Below are 25442 nucleotides of genomic sequence, written 5' to 3' on the forward strand. Positions count from 1 at the left end.
ATCCATCAGTGTTTCTTTTCAATCCGGTGTTCGGCTTGCGCCCAAACGGATCAATAATCGTCATCGTCTTCTTCTTTAATGCCGCCGATCTGGCGCACCTCATCCAGACCTTCTTTTGCCATATCTTCGATAATTGTCAGAAAATCGGCATTCACAAGGCGCTTGGCACGGTCAAGCAAAATTGGCAGCGGGCTGGAGGGCTCGCACCGGGCATAATAATCCATGATGCGCTCCAGCATCCGCGTGACATCTTCGGGCGTGTTGATCGCCCCACCGCCGCCTCCGCCCGACGCCATCGGCGCGGCCGGGGCACCCGATGGGCTGCTTGGGCTGTCATCGTCGCCGGATTCGACTTCTTCGGCCTCACCGACATCGGCATAGCTGGCCAACGCCTGCTTGATGCTTTTCAGCGCATCAGACAGAGGCGTCAAATCCGGACCTTCGCCGGGAGTTTTGTCGCTGAATACAGCGTCGATTGCCTCGACATCATCCAGAGCGGCGGACGCTGCATCGGCATTGGCCTTCAACACCTCGTCATCGGTATCCTTGAACGCGGCCGCAACCCCGGTTGCATCCGGCGCGTCGTCCAAATCTGCGGGCATGTTGATGCGACCCTCGGCGACGTCCAGATGGCGCAGGGTCATCCGACCGAACATACGGCTGTCCGTCAAGGCGGTCCGACGCAAGGCGCGTACCATCCGATCGGACGAGGCCAGACCGCGCACCGCATTTATGCGCATCGTGGCATCGCCGTCGTCTTCATCCAGCTCGGGGTGGCATGTGTCCCAATTGTCTTCCAGCAGGGATTTCACATAGCCCACGGCCGAAGCAAAAGCGGGAAGGCCTTTGGTGTGCAAAACAGCCTCAGCAAGATAGATGGCGGCGCGGATGTCATGGCTTTTTTCCATGACGGCCAAGGCCTTTTCCTCGACATCGCGCCAGTCCTGTTCCTCGGCCGCGACGACCTCATCGCCCATCTGACGCTCTTCGCCCGGCTGAGCCGCGATCTCGAGGTCCGTAAAGGCCGGATCGTATTCCAGATTTTCTCCGCTGGGGGGTTCGTCGTCTCTGGGCTCCAGATAAGATGAAAGGTCCATTTTATTCCCAATACCGTCCTGTTCGATCGCAGCTTGTTGTTCTTGTTGAATCGCTTACAGCAGCGCCTGCAATCTTGTGTATGAATTAGTTCACATGATGGCGAAACTCGCAAACACTTCCAGTTTCCTCTGCGGTTTGTGTGGTTAATCGGTCGCAATGCGCAGACCAGGTTGAGATTAATATACACATTTTCCCGACCCGCCGTACCGTTTGTTTACGCCAGGGCAAGTTCATCATTCCATCGCGAACGTGACCCATTGCAGAAATATCTTCCCGCATGCGCCCTGTTTCTGCAATGTTCAGTGCTAACGCCCGCGACGCAAGACATCGGATGTGGGTTCAACGACCGGCAGCAGAGGTAGGAAGATGAGAAAATCGCTTTTCGGCGCAGTTGCATTGACACTGATGGCCGCAACCGCGCAGGCCGATGAGGGCCGCCTTGGAATCGAACTGAACAAATTCGAACCCGCCGACAACGGCGGATGCCGCGCGTTCTTCCTGTTTCGCAACCAGACTGACAACAGTTTCGAAGAATTCGAGATGTCGCTGGCCATCCTCGACAGTAATGGTGTGATCGACCGGCTACTATCCATCGACGCGGCCCCCCTGCCCGTTCAACGCACCGTGCTGAAACTGTTCGAAATCCCCGAGATCGAATGCTCCAATATCTCTGAGGTGCTGCTGCATGACCTGCCGGCCTGCAAGCCCCAGAACGCCGAACCTCTGGATTGCTTCCCCCTGCTGGCGCTGGGCAGCAAGACCTCAGCCAATCTGGCGCAATAGATCATGTTCGGGCTCGAGACACTGGGCGCAGGAGGCCCAATCATCGCAATCCTTGGCGCGTTGTCGCTGCTTTCGGTCACTTTGATCGTCATCAAGGCGATGCAACTGGCCCCAGTTCGATCCGGCGGAGGCGCGAGGGACACAGCACTGGTGCAGTGGTCCAAGGGCGACAAGCAGGCGGCGCTGGCAGCCGTCGCTGCGGGGAAATCTCCGGCTGATCGCGTCTGCGCCTATGCCATGCAGGCGCTGAACGATGGGTTCAAGGGGCCCGCCTTGATGGCCGAGCTTACACGTCGCGGCAATCAGGAATTCGCTGCCATGAACACATGGATTCGTGTGCTGGAGCTGATCGCGATGATCTCACCCCTGCTTGGCCTGTTGGGGACCGTGACCGGGATGATCCAGTCGTTTCAGGAGTTGGAGCTGGCGCAAGGCGCGGCCAATGCCTCGGTCCTTGCAGGCGGGATCTGGCAGGCTTTGCTGACCACCGCCGCCGGTCTGTTGGTCGCTATCCCCGCCGCTGTCGGCGCATCGCTGCTATCGGGCCGCGCAGAAGCGGGCGCTCAGGCGATTGAGAACGCGGTCGGGCAGTTGATGGTGATCGAGGAACGCGGCACGCAGTAAGGGTTCACACATGTCCGCCGAGCTTAGCCTGAACAGACGCAGACCGACACGGCCCCTGATCTCACTGGTGCCGATGATCGACGTGATGCTGATCCTGCTGGTGTTCTTCATGGTGACCTCGACCTATCTGAACCTCGACATGATCCCAGCATTGGCTCAAGCGGATCGGTCTGCACCATCCGGCAGCTCGGGTGAACCCGCCAGCGCCATAGTGATCCGTATCGGAGGCGACGGAGCGCCCTATTTCCGCGGGCAAGCGCTGACCTCTGAGGACCTTGAGGCGCTGTTGTCCGATAGAATCGCCCAGGCCCCTGCAACTCCGGTGATCGTTCTACCAACCGGCAGCGCTCGCATGCAGGCGCTGGTCACCGTCATGGACGTCGTCACCCGCGCAGGCGTGACCAATATGCGCGTCGTCCGGTTGGAGGCGCGCCCATGAGGATCACCCGCCCGGCCCCACGCCACCACCCCGAAACCATCATCGCCCTGATAGATGTCGTCTTTTTTCTACTGGTCTTCTTCATGCTCATCGGACGCATGGACGCCACCGCGCCATTCGACGTGACCCCGCCGGTGTCGCAATCCGGAGCGGATATGCCAGCGGGAGGATTGACCCTGTCAGTCAGCGCTGATGGCCAATTGGCCCTGGACGGAACAGAGCTTCCTGCGGATCAGATCGCGCTATCGGTCGAGGAGGCGCTGTCCGAACAGCCCGACCTGCTGCTCCGCATCAACGCCCATCAGGATGCCGCCCTGCGCGAGGTCTTGCCCTTAATCGCCACGTTCGAGGCGATGGGCGCGCGGGATGTGGTGCTGGTCGTTACACCTCCGGGTCCGGTCCGGTGACGCGCACTCCGTTGATATGGGGCGTTGCGCTGTTCTGCTCGGTCACAATTCACGCCGTGGCTGCGGTCGTTCTGCTTTGGTCAACAGACCCTGAACCCGTGATCGAGCAGCCCGTACCGGAAACACGGATGCAGCTTTCCGCGCATCAGGTCAAACAAAGCACCGCCGCGCAAGCGCAGCCGGATGCAGAGGCGACCTCAACCGAAGAAACAAGCGGCGCGCGATTGGCGCAGGGCGCTATTCCTCAATCCTCGGCCCCAGAGATTGCCGCGAATGCCCTAAGCCTAGGTGCCAGCGACCAGGTGGCCAACCAAACGCAGCCTCTGGTGGCCGTTCCAGACAAGCCGCAATCTGTCGTTGCCGAACAGGCGGTTGCGGTGACTCTGGCCTCGGCCAAGTTGCCGACGACCACAGTGTCATCCAACCAGACGCAGTCGGATTCAGTGGCGTTGACACAGCCGTCCTTCGATGCCGCTCAGGCCGTGCAGACGCAGCTTGTCGCTTTGACCCAAACCCAACCGGATGTCCCAAGGGCCAAGGCGGCTGATGTGTTTTCGGCAACCGGCGATTCCCCGATTGATCCCGTAAGCCTCACCGCCTTTCAAAGTTTCACGCGCCCCGAAGATGCGGGTCAAGCGGCTGAGGACCTGCGTGATGGCATAGACGGCCTGCTGGCCCAGGTACCGTGTTCACGCCTTCAGGTGCAGTTCCGCCCAGAAACAAACACCCTCGAGCTGATCGGTCATATCCCGGAAAACGGCCTTCGCGGGCCTGTCATGTCGGCGCTTCAGGCGCAGATGGGGGCCAATATTCAGGTCACTGACAATCTGCTCATCCTTCCCCGACCCCAATGCGGCGCGCTCAGCGGGATTGTCGATGTGGGCTTGCCACAATCCACCGACCAGATCACCAACCCCTTGCTAGTAGGCGATGATATTCACACGCGGGAGTTTCGCTACGCTTCAGGTCAGCAACTGGTCCTTGATCTGACCGGAGCCGACTACGACGCCTATATCTATGTCGACTATTTCGACGCCGACGGTCAGGTCATACATCTCAGCCCAAACGCATCGGTCCCGCTTGCCAGAACACCCGCCAAATCTGCATTCAAAATTGGCGCTGAGAAACAAGGCGACCCCGGCCTTTTTATCACCATCGGCCCTCCATACGGACAAGAAATCGCGGTGGCCTTCGCGGCGTCGACCCCCCTCTTTGACGAGGAAAGACCCTTGATCGAACCGGCAGGACCTTACCTTGAGTTCCTCAAAGATCGAGTCGCCGGCGCCCGCACCAACGACCCGGAATTCAAGGGCGAGTGGGTCTATTTTTTCATAACCACGTCCGAATAGGCCAGCCACGGACTACCAATCGACTCTTTCATAGGCCTCCGTCTCAATGCTCGTGATCTCGGAGTGTGATGGCGAGATCACGTCTTCATTTAGAACATCGTCAGCTTCGTCATGCGCGGCTTCCGAAGAATCTGCATCCCAAGATACTACATCCCCGTTGTGCGAGGCGCTCGCGAAGAACGCGAATTCATCCGGCGCATCGAGTTTCGTAAGCGCATCAACATCACCAACATCCATCGAAAACGCGGTTGTCGATGTCACCGGCGCGCCGTTAAAGCCGGTATCCGAGATCACGATCTGGCCTTCAATTGCGCCCTCGAACCCCGGTGGTGGCGAGATTTCAAGGTAGCCGATATCCCAGCCGCTCACATCAACCGGCCCCCCATCCGACATCACGGCGGCCTCTGCGCCTACGATCAGGCTGTTGGCGGGCAACCCCTCAATTTCCACATCCGCATGATCGCTGGCACCCGTAAGGTCAATGCCAAGCGCTAAGGTCCCGTTTTCTTCAATCGTCAGCCCAGGGTCAGCCCGGACCAAGGCGCGACCCTCGGTATCAGGGCCATCCCATTCCAGTTTTAGCCCTGCATGCCCGTAGTTTTCGAAATACCTGACCTCAATATCATGGGTGCCTGGGGCGAGTTCGATCTGACCGGCTCGGGTCCTATAGGCGTGCAGACCATCATTCTCGATCACCTCGACACCATTGACGAATAATACGACGCCATCATCCCCTCCGGCAAAGAAGGTGTATGTGCCGCCTTCTTCGACCGAAATGCGCCCCTCCAAGCGGGCGCCGAATGTGTCTTTTGATCCGCCTTCCCAAAACGAGTCAGCGCTTTTTTTATAGTTAATTTCAGACACGATTTCCTGATGTGTCGGGTCGGCGCTCCAATCAATGTCGTCCAATTTCGACAACCTATTTTCCGCATCGAAGTAACTAGCCTGAAATCCTCCAATCACTTGCGCAGTCGGAGCGAAAACCTGCACTGGGTGAACCTCGAATGACACTGTCTGGACAGCGTCTTGGCTACCACCTAGTTCAGTTGGAGTGGAGGAACGTACCCCCACATCAATAGGGCCCGAGAAGTCGAATGGAGATTCTATGGTCAGCGCTCCCCCCTGCCAGCTGCCCATTTCTACTGTCCCGTCTGGACCGGCAGCATGGGTCTGACCGTCCACTTCAACCTGCGTTCCCGGCGGCAATCCATCCAGGGAAAACAAGGTAGCTTGGCTAAGTTCCAAAGCTGTAGTGTCGATATCGAAAGCGAGCGGAGTCCCCGCCACGACCTGCGCCTGAGCGACATCCGGGGCCGAAACAAGCTGTCGGCCGTCAAGGCCGGGGCCATCCCATTCCAGTTTCAGGCCTGCGTGGCCAAAATTCTCGAAATAGCGCACTTCAATCGAATGCGCTCCCGGTTCGAGGTCAATCTGACCTGATCGGGTTTGGTAGCCATGCAGACCATCGTTTTCGATGACCGGCACTCCATCAACTAGCAGCAAAGCACCATCGTCCGCACCAAGATGGAAGGAGAACGTCCCGCCCTCCGAAACCTGTACTGTTCCGGTGACCTCAACGACGAACGTGTTTCGCGACCCATCTTCCCAAAAGGACCCGCGGCTGATTTCGTAGTTAATCTCCGTCGTGACCTCCTGATGCGTGGCGGGGGCGTCCCAGTTCACATCTTCAAGTCGCTTAAGGCGGTGATCGACATCGAAATACTTAGCGTGAAACCCGGTGCTGATCGACAAATCGGGCCTGTCTGCAACAGAGATAGAAAGTGTCTCGGTCGTGCTTAGTCCACCTTCATCGACGACAGTCACATCAACCGTCAAGGCCTCAGTCTCACTGCGATCTAGCGCCACATCCGGTTTCAGGCGCAACTGGCCCCCGATCACTTCGAACCTGTCATCCGAGACCTCGACGCGGTGCGTATCACCATGATCGGGATCATCGAATCGGACCTGACCAATCACGGCACCCGCGACATGTTCGGCCACGGTCAACTGCGCTTCGGTCAGAGTGATATTGTCGACCAACGCGCCATAAGAGTCATTCTGGCCTTCGGCCTCACGCAGTTCCAGCTTGTCCTGACCTGTACCGACAACCTGCAGTTGGAACGTCTCCCAATCCGACGATTTGGGATCAAGTTCTGCAACCAGAGTGTCGTTCCAATACATCTCAATCGTATCGGTGCCATTCGCAAGGCGTTCGCGCAGGTCGAGGCCCAGATCATAGAGCTGCCCCTCTTGCGTCTGCACGACCTGAGAGATGCTATCCATGCCCCAGCCATGGTCCATCTCCATCACCTGATCCCCGTCCGAGGCCTGCAGCCCTCCTAGGCGGTCCCATATCTCGATCCCGTTGGCATCGGTCCAGGCACCGGATTGATCATCGTCAAACCCCCTCCACCGGCCCTGTGCAAGCTCGAATTCCTCAAAGCTGCCGTTCCGGATCAGGTTTTCTGTTCCGTTTTGAACAGTCAGATCAATCGGCGCTTCGTTGATATCCTGAACCGATATCGAGATTGTTTCGGTGACGCTCAAGCCTCCGGCGTCGGTCGCTTTGATACTGATTTCAATGTGATCTTCGGCCTCGTGATCCAACGAGATACCGGGACGCAAGCGCAATTGCCCGTCCGAGATTTCAAAGCGTTCATCCGAGATCTCAAAACGGTGGGTGTCATTCAGATCAGTATCCACGACGGAAATGTTTCCAACCGTCGCCCCCATCGCGTTTTCGGCTAGGGTTGTGTTATCCAAAGACACAGTTTCCGGGCCTTCGTTCACATCTGCAATGTCGATTGTGAAACGCTCAGTCAAGCTCAAGCCGCCCTCATCCGTAACGGTGACATCCACCTCAACACTGCCTGCGTCTTCATGGTCGAGCGCAACGCCGGGTTTCAATCGCAACTGACCGTCGAGGATTTCGAATCGAGGATCAGACACCTCAAACTGATGCGGCCCATCCGAATCCGGATCAAACACTGTTATGATCCCAACCACCGCGCCTTCATCGTTCTCTGTGAGGCTTGAGCCGTCGAGCATGACATCCTTGGGGGCTTGGTTTTGTTCTTCCTGCGGCTGAGGGGGCAAATCCGCAGGAATTGTCGGAGGGGTGGGCGCGTTCAGCTCGACCGCAAGCGTAACTTCAGGCAATTCGGTCGATGCATCGGCAGTAGAAAGTGGTCCGACAGTTGTGTCCGCAGAGGAGGCCATCCCTTGATACTCAGATTGCCCACTTTCGCCAGATGGGCTTGTTTTCACAGACGACCCAGCCCGTGCGACAACGCTTTGCAGTACGCTTGCTTTGCCTGATTCAACACCTTCTTCAACCACCGTTTTCTCAGCGAAATTGACACCTGCCGAAGGTGCTCCGACACTGGTCTGAGCTTCATCCAGCACCCCTTGCGCCTGTTCGCCCGTATGCAGAGTACTCCTGGTCGGGTCCTCAGCCGAACTTGCAGGTGCCCGTGAAAGGTGTTCTGCAATATCATGCTTTTCGCTTTGCGCAGACCTCGCGGAATTCGCTTGAAAATTCAGATTGATGTCCGGCTTTTTCATCGCAAAACCCCGATTTGTATACTGACGATTCCCAAAAATCAGTAGCACGCCGAGCTTTCTCGAAAGTTACTGAAATACATGCATTTTTTTCTAAATTTAGCGCATCACGCGACCTGATGTTTACTCGTTTTTAAAAGCCTCGACCCCAAACCTAGGGGGCAAATGAACGGGCGTGAACACATGAAGGCGAACAGGGCGGTCAAGCGTAGAACAAGGCTGCGGATGGGTATTCCGCTTCTGGCGGCGTCGCTTTCCCTGAACATCCTGTCCCTTCTGGCGCCAATCACCATTTTGCTGATCTTCGACCGCATCATCCCCTTTCAGGCGACCGAGACGTTGCGCATCCTGACCTGGGCACTGGTGATTGGGGCTGGGCTTGAGTTTTTGTTGCGTTGGGCGCGTTCTGTTCTGTTGACAACCGGGGCCGAAGAGAGTGCTGTCACCCGCCAGCGCCGGTTCCTTGAACAGGTTTTGAACGCAAACCCGATCCACTTCTCCCAAGACACCGCCAGCACCTATTTTGACCGCTTCATGGCGATCAGCCAACTGCGAGAACACCAATCAGGTCAGAGCCAGACGCTCGTCATTGATCTGCCATTTACGATCCTGTTCGCCCTCATGATCGGCTTGATCGGAGGGTGGCTGGTTCTGGTCCCAATCGCCGCGCTCTATATCGTTTTAGTGTTTGCGGGGGTGATGAAACACCTTCAATGGTCCCTGTTCGAGCGTCGCAAGACGCTGGACACGCGGCGCTATGCGTTCCTTTCGTCCCTGCTGTCCAGCCTGTCCACGGTCAAAGCCAACCGAATGGAGCCTCAGATGGCCCGAAGGTTTGAATTGCTGGAGGACCAGACCGTAGACGTCAGCCGCAAGTTGATCCTGTTCTCAGGTTTTGCGCAGAGTTTTGGCGCTGTTTTCGGGCAGATCATGGTTGCCGCAATGGGCTTACTGGGGGCTTATCTTGTCATCCAGAACATGACCGGGATTGCCGAATTGGCAGCCTGCATGCTTTTGAATGGTCGTATCATTCAGCCTTTAACCAAGATCATGACGATATGGGTTCAGTCAGAAAGCGTCGCTTTGTCCCGGCGGAAACTGCGCGAAATGGACAGTATCTCTCAGCAACCGCCAAGCTGGATCGGGCACAAAAAGCTCAAAGGTGATCTGCGGGTCGAAGGACTATGCCTGTCACACCCGCAAAACAAAGAGACCTCCAGTCGCCCCGCGAGTTTTCATCTGCCAGCTGACACTGGAATACTGATAGAGGCGGAAGAAAGCTGGATGGTCGATGCCCTCTTTGCGACCATTCTGGGCTATCAAAAGCCCAACGCTGGCTCTTGCCTGATAGATGAAGTTGAAACAACTGAACGGCCCACCCTTGTTGGTCGGGGCGGGATAGTGGCGCTGGAGCGCGACCCTGCGATCCTTTCAGCAACCTTGCTGGACAATCTGACCGCGTTTGGCGGCGTCGATACGGCTGAACATGCCAAACAGCTTGCCGCCACGCTTGGTTTGGAGCAGCGTGTTCAACGGCTGCCAGAAGGCTACAATACCCAGCTGGGCAAGGGGTCGAGTTTTGAAAGCGATCCGGTCAACCGACAGCTGATCGCGCTGACCCGAGCCCTTGCGTTGCACCCTCGGATATTGCTGATCAATGAACCCTCGTCTGTTCTTGACGCGCCAGACCGCCAGGCTTTGGCCACTTGTTTGAAAACGCGTTCGCCGCGCCCCACTTTGGTGATCGCAAGCCCCGACCCCCGGATGCGCCAGCTGACAGATCAATTCGCTCAACTGGGCAACCCCCGGACCTCCGATCTGCTTCAATGGCAAGAGGATTCCCTCAGGGACACTGATGAAGCGTGCCGCATAAAGAGAGGTGCCGCATGACCATTTTGACGATTGAAAAAACCACCCAGCTTTTCCAGTCGCTATTGCAGGCAAGTGGTTGGAAACATGACCAAGACAGCCTGATCGAAGCGTTTCCACACTTTTCCCAACGCTTACAGCCGGGGGATATTAAACAAACCTTGGAAAACCTCGGAATACCCTTCGCGCAAATCAGGTGTCGGATGCACGAGATCGCGGCCTCGGACTGCCCCGCCTTGGTGCTACCCGATCATGCGCCAGCCTTCCTCGCGCTGGACTGCAAAGGTGCGCATGTGCTGGTTGACGACGTAAAGGTGGAAAATCCAAGTTTCCAAAAGCTCCCGCGTCATCGTTGCACCCTGTTTCGGATTGATCGTTTTGCCTTTGATCGCACCGCGAAAACGCAGATCACCGTATCAAAGGCCTTTCGCGACCTCCGCCCGATCCTGCCAGGCCTTTTGTTTGTCTCCCTGCTCAGCAACATCCTGGGCCTTTTTGCTCCGCTTTTGATCATGGCCGTTTACGACAGGATCATCCCGTCAGGATCAGTCGATATGCTGCTATCCTTGGCCGTTGGGGTCGCCGTCTTCGCGGCGACGGACATGGGCTTTCGCCACATGCGCACGCGCGCGCTGACATATATTGGCTGGCGCGGAGAAAAAAAGCTGATGACAGCCTTATTCCGAAAACTGATGTCCCTGCCACTGGGCCAAATGCAAAGCTCGGACGTCAATCAGCACCTGTCTCGGTTCCGCCAGTTCGAGGCGCTAAGAGAGATGTTTACAGGGCAGATGATCACCACGCTTCTGGACCTGCCGTTCGCCTTACTGTTCCTCGCCCTTCTGCTCTATCTTGCGCCAAGCGTTGGGCTTTGGACACTTGGGCTGGCAGTGGCTTTGGCGATAGTGGGATTGATCACGATCCCTCGTCAAAAACAGCTTGAAAAGAAAGCCGCACAGGACGTGGCGCTCAGCCAGCTGGCGGTACAGGACGCGATCGTCCATCAAGGCGCCTTCGCAAGCCTCGGCATGCAAACGCGCTGGCTTCAGCGCTGCATGCCCTTGATCGAAACCGGTGAGGAAAGCACAAAGCGCGCTCGGCAATTCCAGGCACTTGCACAATCGTTGGGGCAAACACTTGGGGGCTTGGCCACAACCGGTGCAATCATACTGTGCGCCCATGCCGCCATGTCCGGCACACTAAGTTTTGGAGCTCTGATCGCCTCAATCGCGTTGGTGTCAAAGATCTTTGGACAACTACAGGCGCTGTATTCCGGTTTTCCGCAGATTTTGTCTTTCCAAGCCAGCCGCGAGCAGCCAGACCGGGTGATGTCCCTGCCACAAGAGATGGAGCTTGGCCTCGGCTTGTCCCACCAAAAAGCGCTGAGCGGCGCTATCTCGTTTTCCTCGGTGACATACCGCCCGGATCCACTTCGCCCTCCGATCCTGTCGCAAGTCAGCCTGGCATGTAATCCGGGTGAAGTCGTCATTGTCCTGAGCAGCGACACGGCTGCGCGGACGGCTATTCTAGATTTGATCGATGGTCTGGCGTCCCCGATTGGGGGAATGATCGAGCATGACGGGATCGACATCCGCCAGATCGCGCGGGACGTGCTGCGCAAATCGGTCACCTATGCGACTTACGAAAAATCACTGTTTTATGGGACAGTTGCTCAGAATTTCCAGATGGCCGCGCCGTCCCTTTCCGACATGGAAATTCAAGCCTCGCTAGATCGAATGGGCTTACGACAAGGGCATAACATTCTGCCAGACGGTGTGCAGACGCGTCTTTCCGACCAAACCGTTTCGCAAATGCCCGATGAGATTATGAAATCTCTTACCCTTGCACGCAGCATGGCACGTCCAGCCTCGGTCTATCTGTTCTCGGAACCGACAAACGGATTGAGCAACACGCGCCGTCAAGCATTCAAAACCTGGGTCAAGGAGCAGGCCGGAAATCGCACGTTGATCATCGCGACAGCGGATCGATCGTTTCTGAACATCGCCGATCGCTTCATCTATCTCAACGCAGGTCAGGTTGCTGTGAACGACACCGGAGATGTCGGGCGAAAGAAGATGCTGGCCGCCCTGAAAACGCTTGGAGCTTGACGATGGTTTTCCGAACAAAGTCCGCAAACCGAGAAGGACCGCTGGACCGCAGCGCTCGACGAAAGCGTGCCCGCGCGCCTCGGTTCGCAGCATTTCTCGCGCTTGCTATCACGGGTTTTCTTGCCAGTCTGATCGCCTTGTCATGGCGAACTGAGGTCCCACAGATCACGCGCGCGCCGGGCACTATCGTTCCCATGGGCCACTATGTTCAGATCGAAACCATGGAAGGCGGGATTGTCCGTTCAGTCCATGTTCAGGACGGTCAAACTGTGGAAATCGGTGATATTCTGGTCGAATTGCACCACCCGGAGATGACACAAGAGATGGAGGTCTTATCTGCCCAAACCTCCTCGGTCGCGCGGGATCTAGAAAATGCACAGGCCGTGCTGGCCATGCTTGAAGGTGAAGCTCTGCACAGGTCGACCCAGATACAAACGCTAAGAAATGCAGGTTTGACGACGGCGGCGGCCCGTATTGAGCTATTCCTGGAAAGCCAGAAGGTTCAGCGCGTTTCGATTGAGCAGCAGACCAAGACATTGCAAATACTTGAAGACGCCGCAGAGTTCGCGCGCCAAAGGGTCACAAAGAAAGAGCAGGTTCTGGATCGCTACGCGAAGCTGCAGACACAGGGACTGAAATCTCTCAGTGATTTTCTGGAAGAAGAAGACGAAGTCGACGCCATGCGCGCCGCTGCCGAGGAAGCCCGTGTCCGCGCCGCCGAGGCACGAAACACTTTGACCCTTGCAAAGGCGGCCCTCACAGAAGAGGCGCTGACGCTGAGAGAGGACGTGCTGACCCGCATCAACGCGCTGGAACACGAACACCGCCAGTTGCAGACCTCACAGAAACTCGTAGAGGCCAGGCTTGCCGACCTGCGCCTGATCGCTCCGGTGCGTGGCGTGATTCAGTCGGTGGCCTCGCCCAATCCCGGTGAGGTGATTGCCCCCGGTGAAACCCTATATGAACTGCTTCCGACCCGGCAGACCCTGATGGTCGAGGCGCGCATTCCCAGTTCCGAGGTTGGGCATGTGGCCCTGGAACACCCGGTGGCGATCAGCATAGATACATTCGATGCCCGCCGCTTTGGTAAGGTCGAGGCGCGGTTGCAGTCGGTGCATCCCCTGCCCATGACAGACGAACAAACGGGCGAGACCTATTTTCGGGCCTCCTTCGTCCTGGCCGGCTCAACTATCGGCACCGGCGCGTTCAACCGTCCGCTGCAGGCGGGTATGACCGTTGTGGCCGAAATGACAACGGGTGCGCAGACGCTTCTCAGCTATCTGTTGAAACCGGTCCAACTGACTTTGGAGCGGGCCTTTAATGAAAGGTAAGGCGTTCTACCGCTTGTAACCTTTCCATCCCAGCAGGCTGAAACAGGCAAACAAGATTGCCGCGACGCATACAATTGACGGCCCTGCAGGTGTGTCGAACACGTAAGCCGCCCGCAAACCGGCTAGGGCGGAAACCGCTCCGATGGCCGCTGCGATCAAGGCCATGGATTCGGGCGACCGGGCGAGGCTGCGCGCAGCAGCGGCCGGAATGATCAGCAAGGCTGCGATCAGAAGAACGCCGACGACCTTGATTGCCACCGCGACGGTCACCGCCAGAGACAGGGTCAGGATCAACTGCTCCCGCTTGGGGTCGTAGCCGCTGGCATAGGCCAGCTCTTCGTTCAGGGTCGCGGTCAATAGCTGCGACCAGCGCCAGCCGATCAAGGCAACGACCAGTGCCGCCCCGCCCCAGATCACTGCGAGATCCGTGCGCGAAACGGCCAGAATATCGCCGAAAAGATAAGCCATCAGGTCAATGCGGACTCCCGATAAGAATGACACGGCAACCAAGCCAAAGGCCAGCGCAGAGTGGGCCAGAACGCCCAATAGTGTGTCCATAGCGTATCCCCGCCCGGACAGCAAAGTAACCGTCAACGCCATCAACAGAGCTACGGCCAATGCGCCCGCGAAAATAGACATCTGGAAGGTTAGTGACAGCGCAACGCCCAGAATGGCCGCATGCGCGGTTGCGTCACCGAAATAGGCCATTCGGCGCCAGACCACGAAACACCCCAGCGGAGCCGCCGCAAAAGCCACACCAATCCCGGCCAGTGTCGCGCGGGTCATAAAGTCATCCAGCATTATTCTGCAGCGTCCTGAGAGCTATGATCGTGGTCGTGATGATGATCGTGGTCATGCCGGTACAGCGCCAGCGCTCCTCCTGTCCCGGTCCCGAACAAGGCGCGATATTCAGGGGCTGAGGCAACAACGGCGGGCGAGCCTTCGCAGCAGACATGACCGTTCAGGCAGATCACCCGGTCCGAGGCACTCATGACCACATGCAACTCGTGGCTGATCATCAAAATGGCGCAGCCGGTCTCGCGGCGCACGGTTTCAATCTGCCGGTAAAAGGCCGCTGAACCGGGTTGATCCAGACCTTGCGTCGCTTCGTCTAGCAAAAGGATATCCGGGTGGTTGATCAAGGCACGCGCCAGCAGCACGCGCTGAAACTGCCCGCCGGACAATTGAGTCATCTGCTGCTTCAACAGATCGGGAACGCCTGCTTCCTCAAGCGCCTCGGCACAGCGGGCGCGGCTGACGTGATTGGTAAGGCGCATGAAGCGCTCGACTGAAATGGGAAGAGTCGGATCGATATGCAGCTTCTGCGGAACGTAACCGATCAGCAGGCCCTGTTTACGTGTAATGCGCCCCTTTGCAGGTTTGATGGCCCCGATAATTGCGCGCAACAAACTTGTTTTGCCGGACCCGTTCGGCCCGACAATTGTCACGATCTCACCGGGTTCGATGGTCATGTGGACATGGCGCAACACGGTATTGGCCCCGTAGCTCACGCTCAGGTCTTCAACGGTGACAAGGGACATTGCTAGGCCTTTTCGGTGCAGTCACAGCAGAGACCTTCGGCTTCTACTACAGTACGTTCGATTTCAAAACCCACGGCGCGGGCGGCATCGCCAAGGGCCCCGCTATCAACGGCCGAGGATGCCTCGGCCACCGCGTCGCACCCGCGGCAGATCATGAACACCGGCGAATGCGTCGCCCCCGGATGGGCGCAGGCCACAAAAGCGTTCAGGCGTTCGATCTTATGGACAAACCCGTTTTCGACCAGAAAATCCAAGGCGCGATAGGCCACGGGCGGCTGCGAGCCGAACCCCTCATCCCGTAGGCGATCAAGGATGGCATAGGCACCAAGTGCCCTATGTTCCTGCAACAGCATTTCCAGCACCTTGTGGCGCACAGGCGTCAGGCGTAGCCCCTCGGCGTTGCACTTTGCCTCGGCCATGGCAAGGCCGGTTTCCACGCAGGACACGTGGTCATGATCATGGAACCCCACCGGCGCAGCTTCGCTGGTCGAGTTCTGTTGCCTCTGACTTGTCATGTTATCTTATATCATATATGCCGCGATTAAATGTTATAAAATCACACAGAGGGTCCAATGTCCAGAAACCTCCTTTCCATTTCGATCACCGCTACATTGCTGGGTGGAACCGCCTTGGCTGACGTCCCGAATGTGGCCGTTGACATTGCCCCGGTGCATTCGCTTGTGGCCCGTGTGATGGACGGCGTGGGCGAACCCAGCCTGATCGTTCAGCCGGGCGCCTCGCCTCATGAATACAACCTGCGCCCGTCCGAGGCGGCAGCTTTGCAAGAGGCGGATCTGGTCTTCTGGATTGGCGAAGATCTGACACCGTGGATGGAAAACGCCGTGGAAACGCTCGCTGGCGGCGCGGCTGTAACAACGCTGCTGGAGGCGGACGGAACCATTCTACTGGACTTCCGCGAGAACGCGCTGTTCGAAGCGCATGATCACGGCGATGACGAGGATCATGACGATCACGGTCACGAAGATCATGGTGATGATCACAAGGACGAACATGCGCATGATGATCATGACGATCACAAGGATGAACATGATCACGATGATCACGACCATGACAAAGAAGATGACCACGCGCATGACGACCATGGCCATGAAGAGCATGCAGACCACGATGATCATGACGACCACGAAGGTCACGCGCATGGCGAACACGATCCGCATGCCTGGTTGTCGCCTGCAAACGCCGGAACGTGGCTGAACGTCATCGCTGCCCAGCTCTCGGCTGCTGACCCCGAAAACGCTGGTAAGTACTTTGAAAACGCAGCCGCCGCGCGCGCAGAGATGGAGGCGCTTTCAGCCGAAATCTCAGAAACGCTGGCCCCCGTCAAAGGCGGCAACTTCATTGTGTTCCACGACGCCTACCAGTATTTTGAAAACGCGTTCGACTTTTCGGCCTCGGGAGCGATCTCCATCGGCGATGCATCCGATCCAAGCCCTGCACGCATTGCGGAAATACAGGGACGCATCAAAGAGGAAGGGATTGATTGCGTTCTGTCCGAGCCGCAGTTCAACCCCGGCCTGATCGCAACCGTGATGGAAGGGTCCGAGGCCAATACCGGCGTGATCGACCCGCTTGGCGCCGAACTTGAGCCCGGCGCGGCGCTCTATCCCCAACTTCTGCGCAACATGGCGAACACATTGGCTGAGTGCCTCTAAGGCACGCCAACGCCCGGCCGGCTCAGCGGCCGGGCCTCGAACACAGGCATAGGGGCAGACCGTTTCAGGAAATCTTGCCCCAATGCGCTGACCCTCTTCCCCTCTGCCAAAACGCTGTCTAAGAAGTCCTTCCGACCCAGTATCAGGAGGCCCCCTTGGACCGCATCGCCCGCACAATCGCCACCGAAATCAACGCGCGCGCGGATCAGGTTTCAGCCGCCGTAGGGTTGCTGGACGAAGGCGCAACCGTGCCCTTCGTGGCCCGCTATCGCAAAGAGGCGACAGGCGGGCTGGACGATACGCAGCTTCGAACCCTCTCGGACCGGTTGACCTATCTGCGAGAGCTGGAGGCGCGACGGCAGACGATCCTGACGTCGATCAAGGATCAGGGCAAGCTATCGGACGATCTGGCAAAATCCATCGTCGGGGCCGAGACCAAGGCGCAGCTGGAAGATATCTACCTGCCCTACAAACCAAAGCGGCGCACCAAGGCGATGATCGCCCGCGAAAACGGGTTGGAGCCGCTGGCCGACGCTATTCTGGCCGACCGCCACGCCGACCCCGAGGCCCTTGCGCAGAGCTACCTGTCCGAGGCTGTCGAAACGACCAAGGACGCCTTGAACGGCGCCCGTGACATCGTGACCGAGCGGCTGACGGAAAACGCCCTTCTGCTGGGTGAGCTTCGCAAATTCATGCAGCAAGAGGCGCTCTTGTCGTCGAAACTCGTTGAGGGCAAAGAAAAGGAAGGCGCGAAGTTCAGCGACTATTTTGACCATTCCGAGCTTTGGGCGACTGCCCCCTCACACCGGGCGCTGGCCATGCTGCGGGCTTCGAAAGAGGGGATCGTCACGCTTGATATCGCCCCTGAGCCCGAGGCGGGCGCGGCGCGGGCTGAGGCGATTGTTGCCTCGCATCTGCAGACCCGTGGCGATGGCCCCGGAGATAAATGGCTACGCAAGGTCGCGGGCTGGACCTGGCGGGTCAAGCTGTCGCTTTCCATGATGGTCGAGCTAATGGCCGACCTGCGCAGCCGGGCACAGGATGAGGCGATTCAGGTGTTCTCGCGCAACCTCAAGGATGTTCTGTTTGCAGCCCCGGCGGGCGCACGTCCCACGCTGGGTCTGGATCCCGGCATTCGGACCGGCGTCAAATCCGCCGTGGTGGATGCAACCGGGAAAGTCGTTGCGACAGACACGCTCTATCCGTTTCAACCAAAAAAAGATCTGCGTGGGGCGCAGGCGGCGATCCTCAACCTGATCTCGGCCCATCAGATCGAGCTGATCGCCATCGGCAACGGCACCGCCAGCCGTGAAACCGAAAGGATGGTCGCTGACACCCTCAGCCTGCTGCCCAAATCAGTCAAAGCCCCCACCAAAACAGTCGTGTCCGAGGCAGGGGCCTCGGTCTATTCCGCGTCGGAGCTGGCCGCGCGAGAGTTCCCGGATCTGGACGTATCCCTGCGCGGCGCGGTCTCAATCGCGCGCCGTTTGCAAGACCCGTTGGCCGAGTTGGTGAAGATCGAACCGAAATCCATCGGCGTCGGGCAATACCAGCATGACGTGGACCAGCATCGCCTGTCCCAGTCGCTGGCCTCGGTCGTTGAGGATGTGGTGAACGCGGTTGGTGTCGACCTGAACACCGCCTCGGCCCCACTGCTGTCGCATGTGTCGGGCCTTGGTCCCGGTTTGGCCGAGGCCATCGTACAGCACCGAGATCACAATGGTGCATTCCAGTCCCGCAAAGACTTGCTGAAGGTCGACCGCCTTGGCCCACGTGCCTTTGAGCAATGCGCAGGTTTTCTGCGCATCCGCGATGGAGTGGAACCGCTGGATGCGTCCTCAGTCCACCCCGAAGCCTATGACGTCGCCCGCCGCGTGGTCGCTGCCCGCGGTCGGGATATCCGTCAGATCATGGGGCATGACGGGGCGCTGAAGGACTTGCGGGCTGAACAATTCGCCGATGAGACCTTCGGCCTGCCCACCGTGCGCGATATCTTTGCCGAGCTTGAAAAACCGGGCCGTGACCCGCGCCCCAGCTTCGTCACCGCCTCGTTCCGGGACGGCATAGAAGAGATCACCGACCTCAAACCTGGCATGCTGCTGGAGGGAACGGTAACCAATGTAGCCGCTTTCGGGGCCTTCGTGGATATCGGCGTTCATCAGGACGGGTTGGTCCATGTCAGTCAATTGGCGGATCGGTTCGTCAAGGACCCGCATGAGGTTGTCAAAACCGGTCAGGTCGTGAAGGTACGCGTTGTCGAGGTTGACGTCCCCCGCAAACGGATTGGCCTGACCATGCGCAAAGATGGCGGGGCGCAGCAACGGCGCGGACCACGCTAGGCTCAGCCATTCTGGTAGTAGAAAGACAGTTTGCGGCTGACACCACCGGGCGGCGGCGGGAACGGTGCGGCCCCCCTGACCTGCTCCTTCGCAGCCCGATCCACCTGGTCCGAGCCCGAGCTGGTGATGACCTCGACCCAGGCCAATGAGCCATCCGGGTCGATCTGAAAGAACACCTGCGCATAGCCGCGAACCGGTGCGTAGACCTGAGGCGCGCGGTTCAGATGCACCAGAACTTGGCCGGCATAGTTGGTCGTGGTGGAATTGCCCGGCCCTCGCCCGCCAGACTGGTTGCCCCGGTCATTGCGGGTGAACGCGTCAATCCCTTCGCGCTGATAAGCCGCCAGCGGGGATTCAATGGTTTGTTCTGGGAATTTCAGGTTATCGAAATTGCGCGTACCGGGCAGCGCAGGTTGAACCTCGTCCGAGGGCGTCCGATTGGGCAAGCGCGGTCGAAGCGACGTTGCCACCGCCTGTTCGGTTCCTTCGCTGTCTTCCACGGGTTCGGCTTCCTCCGGCACAGGCTCTACCGCGATTTCCGGCTCAACAGCCTCTTGTTCCAGCGGCACGGGCGCGACCTCGACGGGCGGCAACGCGGCCAGTTGCTCGGCCTCCGGCGTTTCGACCGGCTCAACCGGCTCTGCGGCACTGGCTTGCGGGATTTCCACGACATCAGATCGCTCGGCCAAGGGCGTTGCGTCGACCTCATCACTCGCTGCCGTTTGCGTCTCGGACTGGTCAACGGATTCGGTCACTTCAGGCTCTGGCACCTCGGTCTGACCACCGTTGGAGGCGCCGGTGTCGGGCGCGAAGGTCTGCTCTTGCGGGTCGGGTGACGCAACCAGAGCTTCGCTTGTGGGAATCTCCGCCTCTTCAGGCTCGGGCGAGGTTTCGACCGGAGGTTCGGGCACCTCCGCTTCGTCTGGCTCGATCGGCTCGGGTACCTGCTCAGCCAGATCTTCAAAGGCCGTGCCGAGAGTCATCGCATCTTCGTCATCGCCCACAATGCTCGGCGAATGGGTCAAGCTGGCAGTGGTCATGCTCAGCCCCAGAAAATGCACCAAGAGCGAAACCAGAACGGCCACAGCGGCGATGATGGCCGAGGTTCGGATCATTCGATCGCCTGCTGCGTGACCAGAAAGACCGATTTCGCCCCTGCACGCCGCAGCGCACCTGTCACCTCTATCAGACGCGGACCCGAGGCCGCGCGGTCCGGTACGATGCGGACCTCTTCGCCCTCATGATCCGCCATGTAGGTTTCTGCGTCAGTGGCCTGCCCGCGAAAGCTGAGCGATCCGTCTGCATGCAGGACCAGCGCGTCCGGCGGCTCACGCCCCTCCAGTTCTGCGGTGTCGACCAGCTCAAGATCGGGATCCAAAGGGGGGGCCACGGTGCCAGCGATCAGGAAGAAGACCAGCATCAGGAACACCACATTGATCAGCGGGATCGTGGAGTCGCGTCTGCGGCGTGGGGGGGTCTGGCGGATCATCGGCCTACTCCAAAACCGTGACGGTCAACCCGTCGCGACCTCGCAGAGGGACCAATACATCGACAAGACGCTGCGCCGAGGTATCAGCGTCGAGGCTGATCAGTACCTGCCCGGTCTCAACTTGTGTCAGCAGATCATCCAACGTGATCGAGGCCCCGTTCAGAACCAACCGATCCGGACCAAGCTGCAAGAACACTCTGTCTGCTGGCGCAGTGCCCGCGCCACTGCCAGCAGCGGCCTGCGTTAATTCGATCTCAGAAAATCGCGAGAATGTGGATGAGAGCATGAAGAACAGCAGCAATAGAAAGATGACGTCGATCAGCGGCGTCATCGACAAAGGGCGTCTGACAAAGGGCGCCGTGTTACGCATGTTCGGGGGCGGCGGCACTCTGGGTCCGTGCCCCGGACACTGTTTGCAGCGCGTGACCGGGCACCAGAATCGTCCGAAGCGCTTTGTCCGCAAAGACCCGCTCACGCGATGTGCGGCTTTCCAACCAGGACAGAACCATCGAGGTCGGCATCGCCACCGCAAGTCCTACAGCCGTTGTCACAAGGGCGACCCAGATACCACCGGCCAGCAGCGACGGGTCCACCGAGGAACCAGCGGCTTGCAGGCTCTGGAACGCGTTGATCATGCCAAGCACCGTTCCGAACAATCCAAGCAGCGGGGCAAGCTGCGCCACTGTATCCAACAGGCGAAAGCCGCGCTCCAACCCGGCAAGGGCAAGACCGGCCTCGGCATCGAGACGGTCATCCACGCCAGGAACGTCCACCCCATCCATCGCGGCGCCAACGATCGGCGCAAGGTAGCTGCTGCTGTCGTTCAACCGCGTGCGCGCCGCTGCGCGATCCCCTGCGTCCCAGGCAGCCAGAGCTTCGGACAGAACCTTGTGGCGACCAACACCACAAGCCGCGAACTGCCACAGTTTATACAGCGTGACTGAAAGCGTCAGAACCGACATCACGATCAAGACACCAACCACCGGCCCGCCAAGCGCCAGAATTTCACGCAAAGTGCCCAAGAAGTTCATCCCAAAAGCTCCACTTTGACCCGGCTGCTGAGGCTGAGCGTATCGCGACAGATAGTGCTATCCGCACCGTCGACCACGCAGGTGTTTGCACCGTTGATCAAGGCTCGGCCCACCTGCGCGCAATCCCTTCCAGGTAGATCAAACTGCCGCACGCGCGGTCGATCCGCCGGAAGATCTCGGAAATCGAACAGGGACAGGCTAACCACGCCGCCTTCAGTGTCGAAAATCACGGTCTCGAACACGGCCTTGTCGATTGAGACTCCAGTTCCGTTCTGCACCAGAAAAGTCAGTCGGCAGGCGTTGCCTACATTCTGCGCTGTGTTCAACTCGACGGACAGCGCCTCAGACGGTGCGCTTTCTGATTGCGCCCAACTGACGGCTGGCAACACGGCCGCGAACAATGCCGCAAAAGCGGTGCGATGAAACGACATGGACGGGCTCCTGCTGTTTTCTTGCCATTTGAGACCTCATACCCGAGGCTGCGAACAGGTAAAAGGGCCGCTCAGCCTGTCGTCAATCAACGGGTGGTCCCAAGTTGGTGAGGATCATGTCGTCTGCCAAGGGGTTTGGTGAGGTTTGAGAGGCAGTGACACGGCATACATTCTTGAAAATCAGCAATAATGACGCTATATACTGTCAAAGTAGCAGGATTGGAGGGTGGTATGCAGATTGCTCAATTCGCCGAAGGCGGGCTGTTTGAGCCTCGGAAAATCGCGGCGGCTCTGCGTACATCCGCCGAAGAGGTCGCCTTGACAGTGGGGTTGGGCAAGGATGCCCTGCAACGCCGCACGCGCATTCAATCCGACAAGACCCAACGCCGCCTGCGCGAACTGGTCGAAGTTCTCAACAAAGTGCAACCGCGTTTTGGCTCGGATCTGATCGCCTATGCCTGGTATCGCTCGGAATCCCTGCCCGGCTTTGACGGGCGAACAGCCATGCAGCTGGTCCAGGAGGGTAAGGCGCAGCAGGTGTTGGAGTACATTGATGCCGTCGATGCCGGTGTCTATGCCTGATGCCGCTTGACGAGGGCCGGTATCGCGGGCCGCTTTTTCGCGCGTTAAACCCGGTCTACGCGCGCGAGCCCCTGTCGGGTCGTGGGGCTGAGAAGTATGGCGGTCGGTTCAACGCGAAGGGAACACCTGCGCTCTACACGGCGCTGGACCCGGCCACGGCCTTGCGCGAGGCCAATCAGGTCGGGAACTTGCAGCCGACGATACTGGTGTCCTACCACGCTGATTTAGGCCCGATCTTCGAAACCCGAGACGAGGCCGCCTTGGCCCAATACGGAATGACCGCGCCCGCACTGGCCGATCCCGGTTGGCGATCGGCCATGCTGGACCGTCGCACAGTTCCGACGCAAGACCTGGCCGCGCAATTGATCAAGGACGGTTTTTTCGGTTTGCTGGTGCGCAGCTTCGCGCCGGGGACGACACCGGCAAACCTCAACCTCGTCCTCTGGCGGTGGAGCGGGCCGGATAAGCAGCTGACTGTTGTGGACGATGAGGATAGACTGGGCAGGCTATAGAGTTCCAATCTGCCTGTGCAGTCCAAAATCCATGCGCTAAGGTGACGGCATGACTCGGGTCCGATTTTGGCTGGTTTGCATAGTGTCCTGTCTGGTTCTGGCGACAGGCTCGGCCCGGGCGGCTGATCGTGTGGCCTTGCTGATCGGTAATTCCGACTACCGCGCCCCGGATATGGCCTTGCGCAACCCGGTCAACGATGTCGAGGCTTTGGGCGCAGCGCTACGCGAGCTTGGCTTTGCCGTGACCGAGGCCACCGATCAGAACGCAGCTTCGATGGATCGTGCGGTACACGCCTTTGGGCAGGCGGCGCAGGGCGCTGCAATGGCTGTCTTCTTCTATGCTGGTCACGGGGTTCAGATCGGCGGTCAGAACCACCTGATCGGCACCGAGTTTTCAGGGAATGACCTGACCGCTCTCAGCCGAAGTTCGATCACCATCGACCGCGTGCGCGATGTGCTTGCCAAGGCTGGGCCGGATGTCGGCATCCTTCTGCTGGACGCCTGCCGCAACAACCCGTTCTCGGACAAAGGGATCGTCGAACAGGGTCTGGTACGCATCCGGGGCGGTGCAGGTTTGCTGATCGCCTATGCCACTGACCCCGGCAACGTGGCGTATGATGGGCTGGGCGACAACAGTGTCTTCACCTCGAGCCTGCTGGATCATATCGCAACGCCAGATCTGGATGTGCGGCTGATGCTGGGCCGGGTGCGTCAGCAAGTGGTTCTGGACACCGAAGGCCGCCAGATCCCATGGGTCGAAGAATCCGTGCTGGATGAACATAGTTTTGCGCCGGGTTTGCCCACAGCCAGTCCCACGGACGCTTTTGAGGCAGATATGGCCCATTGGAGGAGCATTTCTGCAAGCAGCGATCCAGCTGACTTCAAAGACTATCTGCAAACCTATCCCGATGGATTATTCGCAGCTTTCGCGCGCGACCGGATTGAGCTTTTGCGTAACACAGAAACCGCCCCGGCGGCGCCGATCAGCGCCACGCTGGCCGCTGCGGAACCCGACAAGCTGGCCGCGGCTCTGTCCACCTTGGGGCTGATGCCAGATGGGCCAAGCCGCAACCTGGAACCGGCCCTCGATCAGTATCGCCGTCGCTTGCCGCTGCAGGAAACCGCAACGCCAGAGCGTCTGTTCGAAGACGCTGCCGAAGTCTCGGTCTTTCTGGCGGCCACGACATTGCAGAGCTTGCGTACCGATATCGTTGCACTGCGCAGTGTCGAACGCACTCTGGCCGTTGCTGAAAATGCCTTGGGCCAGATCGAAGAAATCGCCCGCTCGGACCCTGCCGCGCTGCCGGTGCTGCAACAGGCCCGCAATGATATCTACGACATCTATCGCTCACGCGGTGTCATTCTAAGGCGGCTGGATCAAAGCCGCAGTTACTACGATGAGCTTTTGACCCGGGCCGTGGTGTTCTTTCCATCCGAGCCAGGTGCAGATTTCTTTGACGCTGCGGCAACTTCGCGTAACCTCGGGCAAGCCCACGCGCGCCTGAGCGAGGATGCCGCATTGTTTCTGCGCCATGTGGCGCAGGCTGAAGATAGTAAAAAAGGGAGTTATCAATGGCTGGCAGATCTAATTCCACCCGGCTGATCGCCGCCGTGTTAGGGGCATCGTTGGCCCTGTCCGCTTGCGGTGGCGGCAGCGAGCCGGAAACGCTGAGATCCGTAGGCGCTGGCTCAAGCCAGGCCGAGGCCGATCTGGCAAAACAAGCGGCAGCCCTGCAAAAGACGATCCTGCAAGGGGCGATTGCTGGTGGTGTAGCGGGGGGCGCGATCGGCTTTGGGCTGGGCGGTTCTGACGACGTAGGCACAGGCGTCGCCCTCGGACTGGGTGCTGGCGCTCTGGCAGGCACCTATGTGGCCTATGTGCAGCGCAGCTATGCCGGGCGCGAAAGACGGCTGCGTCAGATCAAATCCGATCTGGACCGGAATGCTGCCGAAATGCAGACCACGCTGAACGTGATGAACGAAGTTCTGGTGGCTCAAAAGGCTGAGTTGGACGCACTGAACGCTCGCGCCGCAGCGGGAACCGTGGATCAGGCCGAGTTGCAACGCGAACTGACCGAGGCCAATGGCAATCTGAAACAGATGGAACTGGCCATTGACGGGGCAACCAGACGGCAGGCGGAATTTGCTGAGGCGCGCAGCCTGACGATCAAGCGCCGCCAAACCACCTCACCTATTGACGGTGATCTGCAGGCGCTTTCCAACCAGATTTCGCAGATGCGCGGGATCGCCAGCGATCTGGCGTTGTCGCTGTGAC

At 58.9% G+C, this 25442-nt stretch carries 24 protein-coding genes; 14 read left to right on the top strand and 10 right to left on the bottom strand.

Features of this window, described 5'->3' with window-relative positions:
• Positions 1–50: 50 nt before the first annotated feature.
• Positions 51–1097, bottom strand: a complete 1047-nt coding sequence (tssA, locus tag ACXAH8_RS14790) for a type VI secretion system protein TssA (protein WP_475219571.1) — start codon at positions 1095–1097, stop codon at positions 51–53.
• Between the two features lie 367 nt (positions 1098–1464).
• Here tssA and ACXAH8_RS14795 point away from each other — a divergent pair, with 367 nt between their 5' ends.
• Genes ACXAH8_RS14795 through ACXAH8_RS14815 form a run of 5 tightly spaced genes read left to right on the top strand, consistent with a single transcriptional unit; the run spans position 1465 to position 4700 of the window.
• The gene (locus tag ACXAH8_RS14795) at positions 1465–1881 is read left to right on the top strand and encodes a hypothetical protein (protein WP_170666648.1); all 417 of its coding nucleotides are present in this window, start codon (positions 1465–1467) and stop codon (positions 1879–1881) included.
• Positions 1882–1884: 3 nt separating this feature from the next.
• On the top strand, positions 1885–2505 hold the full coding sequence (locus ACXAH8_RS14800) for a MotA/TolQ/ExbB proton channel family protein (RefSeq protein WP_170643312.1): 621 nt from the start codon (positions 1885–1887) through the stop codon (positions 2503–2505).
• Between the two features lie 10 nt (positions 2506–2515).
• The gene (locus ACXAH8_RS14805; RefSeq protein ID WP_475219574.1) at positions 2516–2944 is read left to right on the top strand and encodes an ExbD/TolR family protein; all 429 of its coding nucleotides are present in this window, start codon (positions 2516–2518) and stop codon (positions 2942–2944) included.
• Entirely contained in the window at positions 2941–3351 is a 411-nt protein-coding gene (locus ACXAH8_RS14810) for an ExbD/TolR family protein (protein ID WP_475219576.1), read from the top strand. The genes ACXAH8_RS14805 and ACXAH8_RS14810 overlap by 4 nt, the downstream gene beginning before the upstream one ends.
• The gene (locus ACXAH8_RS14815) at positions 3348–4700 is read left to right on the top strand and encodes a DUF4384 domain-containing protein (protein WP_475219579.1); all 1353 of its coding nucleotides are present in this window, start codon (positions 3348–3350) and stop codon (positions 4698–4700) included. The genes ACXAH8_RS14810 and ACXAH8_RS14815 overlap by 4 nt, the downstream gene beginning before the upstream one ends.
• Before the next feature lie 12 nt (positions 4701–4712).
• Here ACXAH8_RS14815 and ACXAH8_RS14820 read toward each other — a convergent pair whose 3' ends face one another.
• Positions 4713–7919, bottom strand: a complete 3207-nt coding sequence (locus ACXAH8_RS14820) for a PA14 domain-containing protein (protein ID WP_475219581.1) — start codon at positions 7917–7919, stop codon at positions 4713–4715.
• A gap of 525 nt (positions 7920–8444) precedes the next feature.
• On the opposite strand from ACXAH8_RS14820, the gene ACXAH8_RS14825 reads away from it, so the two are divergent.
• The 3 genes from ACXAH8_RS14825 to ACXAH8_RS14835 are packed head-to-tail and all read left to right on the top strand — an operon-like array spanning position 8445 to position 13569.
• Positions 8445–10151: an ABC transporter transmembrane domain-containing protein gene (locus tag ACXAH8_RS14825; protein WP_475219583.1), complete on the top strand. Its 1707-nt coding sequence runs from the start codon at positions 8445–8447 to the stop codon at positions 10149–10151.
• Positions 10148–12238 carry an ABC transporter transmembrane domain-containing protein gene (locus tag ACXAH8_RS14830; RefSeq protein WP_475219585.1) on the top strand — a complete coding sequence of 697 codons (2091 nt, stop codon included), beginning with the start codon at positions 10148–10150 and terminating at the stop codon, positions 12236–12238. The genes ACXAH8_RS14825 and ACXAH8_RS14830 overlap by 4 nt, the downstream gene beginning before the upstream one ends.
• A gap of 2 nt (positions 12239–12240) precedes the next feature.
• Positions 12241–13569 (top strand): HlyD family type I secretion periplasmic adaptor subunit, encoded by a 1329-nt coding sequence (locus tag ACXAH8_RS14835; protein ID WP_475219587.1) that lies wholly within the window; start codon positions 12241–12243, stop codon positions 13567–13569.
• A gap of 6 nt (positions 13570–13575) precedes the next feature.
• On the opposite strand, the gene ACXAH8_RS14840 is transcribed toward ACXAH8_RS14835, so the two are convergent.
• From ACXAH8_RS14840 to ACXAH8_RS14850, 3 genes are read right to left on the bottom strand one after another with little or no spacing between them, the layout of a single operon-like run.
• Positions 13576–14370, bottom strand: a complete 795-nt coding sequence (locus tag ACXAH8_RS14840) for an iron chelate uptake ABC transporter family permease subunit (RefSeq protein WP_475219589.1) — start codon at positions 14368–14370, stop codon at positions 13576–13578.
• Positions 14370–15110 carry a metal ABC transporter ATP-binding protein gene (locus ACXAH8_RS14845; RefSeq protein ID WP_475219592.1) on the bottom strand — a complete coding sequence of 247 codons (741 nt, stop codon included), beginning with the start codon at positions 15108–15110 and terminating at the stop codon, positions 14370–14372. The genes ACXAH8_RS14840 and ACXAH8_RS14845 overlap by 1 nt, the downstream gene beginning before the upstream one ends.
• A gap of 2 nt (positions 15111–15112) precedes the next feature.
• On the bottom strand, positions 15113–15625 hold the full coding sequence (locus ACXAH8_RS14850) for a transcriptional repressor (RefSeq protein WP_475219594.1): 513 nt from the start codon (positions 15623–15625) through the stop codon (positions 15113–15115).
• A gap of 57 nt (positions 15626–15682) precedes the next feature.
• Between ACXAH8_RS14850 and ACXAH8_RS14855 the strand changes: the two genes are divergently transcribed.
• Both ACXAH8_RS14855 and ACXAH8_RS14860 read left to right on the top strand, forming a co-directional pair.
• Positions 15683–16783 carry a zinc ABC transporter substrate-binding protein gene (locus ACXAH8_RS14855; protein WP_475219596.1) on the top strand — a complete coding sequence of 367 codons (1101 nt, stop codon included), beginning with the start codon at positions 15683–15685 and terminating at the stop codon, positions 16781–16783.
• Between the two features lie 155 nt (positions 16784–16938).
• Positions 16939–19122 carry a Tex family protein gene (locus tag ACXAH8_RS14860; RefSeq protein WP_475219598.1) on the top strand — a complete coding sequence of 728 codons (2184 nt, stop codon included), beginning with the start codon at positions 16939–16941 and terminating at the stop codon, positions 19120–19122.
• Positions 19123–19124: 2 nt separating this feature from the next.
• Here ACXAH8_RS14860 and ACXAH8_RS14865 read toward each other — a convergent pair whose 3' ends face one another.
• From ACXAH8_RS14865 to ACXAH8_RS14885, 5 genes are read right to left on the bottom strand one after another with little or no spacing between them, the layout of a single operon-like run.
• The gene (locus tag ACXAH8_RS14865) at positions 19125–20237 is read right to left on the bottom strand and encodes an energy transducer TonB (RefSeq protein ID WP_475219600.1); all 1113 of its coding nucleotides are present in this window, start codon (positions 20235–20237) and stop codon (positions 19125–19127) included.
• On the bottom strand, positions 20234–20611 hold the full coding sequence (locus ACXAH8_RS14870) for an ExbD/TolR family protein (RefSeq protein WP_170467396.1): 378 nt from the start codon (positions 20609–20611) through the stop codon (positions 20234–20236). The genes ACXAH8_RS14865 and ACXAH8_RS14870 overlap by 4 nt, the downstream gene beginning before the upstream one ends.
• 4 nt (positions 20612–20615) lie before the next feature.
• Positions 20616–20981, bottom strand: a complete 366-nt coding sequence (locus tag ACXAH8_RS14875; protein WP_475219602.1) for a biopolymer transporter ExbD — start codon at positions 20979–20981, stop codon at positions 20616–20618.
• The gene (locus tag ACXAH8_RS14880) at positions 20974–21642 is read right to left on the bottom strand and encodes a MotA/TolQ/ExbB proton channel family protein (RefSeq protein ID WP_475219604.1); all 669 of its coding nucleotides are present in this window, start codon (positions 21640–21642) and stop codon (positions 20974–20976) included. Before ACXAH8_RS14880 ends, ACXAH8_RS14875 begins: the two co-directional genes overlap by 8 nt.
• Positions 21639–22073: a hypothetical protein gene (locus ACXAH8_RS14885; RefSeq protein ID WP_170467392.1), complete on the bottom strand. Its 435-nt coding sequence runs from the start codon at positions 22071–22073 to the stop codon at positions 21639–21641. Before ACXAH8_RS14885 ends, ACXAH8_RS14880 begins: the two co-directional genes overlap by 4 nt.
• A 231-nt stretch (positions 22074–22304) precedes the next feature.
• Here ACXAH8_RS14885 and ACXAH8_RS14890 point away from each other — a divergent pair, with 231 nt between their 5' ends.
• Genes ACXAH8_RS14890 through ACXAH8_RS14905 form a run of 4 tightly spaced genes read left to right on the top strand, consistent with a single transcriptional unit; the run spans position 22305 to position 25441 of the window.
• Positions 22305–22655 carry an MbcA/ParS/Xre antitoxin family protein gene (locus ACXAH8_RS14890; RefSeq protein WP_475219726.1) on the top strand — a complete coding sequence of 117 codons (351 nt, stop codon included), beginning with the start codon at positions 22305–22307 and terminating at the stop codon, positions 22653–22655.
• Positions 22655–23167, top strand: a complete 513-nt coding sequence (locus tag ACXAH8_RS14895) for an RES family NAD+ phosphorylase (protein ID WP_475219607.1) — start codon at positions 22655–22657, stop codon at positions 23165–23167. The genes ACXAH8_RS14890 and ACXAH8_RS14895 overlap by 1 nt, the downstream gene beginning before the upstream one ends.
• A 49-nt stretch (positions 23168–23216) precedes the next feature.
• On the top strand, positions 23217–24770 hold the full coding sequence (locus ACXAH8_RS14900) for a caspase family protein (protein ID WP_475219609.1): 1554 nt from the start codon (positions 23217–23219) through the stop codon (positions 24768–24770).
• Positions 24740–25441 carry a hypothetical protein gene (locus ACXAH8_RS14905; RefSeq protein ID WP_475219611.1) on the top strand — a complete coding sequence of 234 codons (702 nt, stop codon included), beginning with the start codon at positions 24740–24742 and terminating at the stop codon, positions 25439–25441. Before ACXAH8_RS14900 ends, ACXAH8_RS14905 begins: the two co-directional genes overlap by 31 nt.
• Position 25442 lies beyond the last annotated feature (1 nt).

It is taken from the genome of Ruegeria sp. ABV3_008, from assembly GCF_056161185.1.

Coding starts and splice junctions, on each gene's coding strand:
- ACXAH8_RS14800 (WP_170643312.1), top strand. CDS start 1,885: ATGTTCGGGCTCGAGACACTGGGCGCAGGAGGCCCAATCATCGCAATC.
- tssA (WP_475219571.1), bottom strand. CDS start 1,097: ATGGACCTTTCATCTTATCTGGAGCCCAGAGACGACGAACCCCCCAGC.
- ACXAH8_RS14820 (WP_475219581.1), bottom strand. CDS start 7,919: ATGGCCTCCTCTGCGGACACAACTGTCGGACCACTTTCTACTGCCGAT.
- ACXAH8_RS14870 (WP_170467396.1), bottom strand. CDS start 20,611: ATGATCCGCCAGACCCCCCCACGCCGCAGACGCGACTCCACGATCCCG.
- ACXAH8_RS14795 (WP_170666648.1), top strand. CDS start 1,465: ATGAGAAAATCGCTTTTCGGCGCAGTTGCATTGACACTGATGGCCGCA.
- ACXAH8_RS14885 (WP_170467392.1), bottom strand. CDS start 22,073: ATGTCGTTTCATCGCACCGCTTTTGCGGCATTGTTCGCGGCCGTGTTG.
- ACXAH8_RS14855 (WP_475219596.1), top strand. CDS start 15,683: ATGTCCAGAAACCTCCTTTCCATTTCGATCACCGCTACATTGCTGGGT.
- ACXAH8_RS14840 (WP_475219589.1), bottom strand. CDS start 14,370: ATGCTGGATGACTTTATGACCCGCGCGACACTGGCCGGGATTGGTGTG.
- ACXAH8_RS14825 (WP_475219583.1), top strand. CDS start 8,445: ATGAAGGCGAACAGGGCGGTCAAGCGTAGAACAAGGCTGCGGATGGGT.
- ACXAH8_RS14900 (WP_475219609.1), top strand. CDS start 23,217: ATGACTCGGGTCCGATTTTGGCTGGTTTGCATAGTGTCCTGTCTGGTT.
- ACXAH8_RS14805 (WP_475219574.1), top strand. CDS start 2,516: ATGTCCGCCGAGCTTAGCCTGAACAGACGCAGACCGACACGGCCCCTG.
- ACXAH8_RS14865 (WP_475219600.1), bottom strand. CDS start 20,237: ATGATCCGAACCTCGGCCATCATCGCCGCTGTGGCCGTTCTGGTTTCG.
- ACXAH8_RS14830 (WP_475219585.1), top strand. CDS start 10,148: ATGACCATTTTGACGATTGAAAAAACCACCCAGCTTTTCCAGTCGCTA.
- ACXAH8_RS14850 (WP_475219594.1), bottom strand. CDS start 15,625: ATGACAAGTCAGAGGCAACAGAACTCGACCAGCGAAGCTGCGCCGGTG.
- ACXAH8_RS14810 (WP_475219576.1), top strand. CDS start 2,941: ATGAGGATCACCCGCCCGGCCCCACGCCACCACCCCGAAACCATCATC.
- ACXAH8_RS14890 (WP_475219726.1), top strand. CDS start 22,305: ATGCAGATTGCTCAATTCGCCGAAGGCGGGCTGTTTGAGCCTCGGAAA.
- ACXAH8_RS14895 (WP_475219607.1), top strand. CDS start 22,655: ATGCCGCTTGACGAGGGCCGGTATCGCGGGCCGCTTTTTCGCGCGTTA.
- ACXAH8_RS14875 (WP_475219602.1), bottom strand. CDS start 20,981: ATGCGTAACACGGCGCCCTTTGTCAGACGCCCTTTGTCGATGACGCCG.
- ACXAH8_RS14905 (WP_475219611.1), top strand. CDS start 24,740: ATGGCTGGCAGATCTAATTCCACCCGGCTGATCGCCGCCGTGTTAGGG.
- ACXAH8_RS14880 (WP_475219604.1), bottom strand. CDS start 21,642: ATGAACTTCTTGGGCACTTTGCGTGAAATTCTGGCGCTTGGCGGGCCG.
- ACXAH8_RS14835 (WP_475219587.1), top strand. CDS start 12,241: ATGGTTTTCCGAACAAAGTCCGCAAACCGAGAAGGACCGCTGGACCGC.
- ACXAH8_RS14845 (WP_475219592.1), bottom strand. CDS start 15,110: ATGTCCCTTGTCACCGTTGAAGACCTGAGCGTGAGCTACGGGGCCAAT.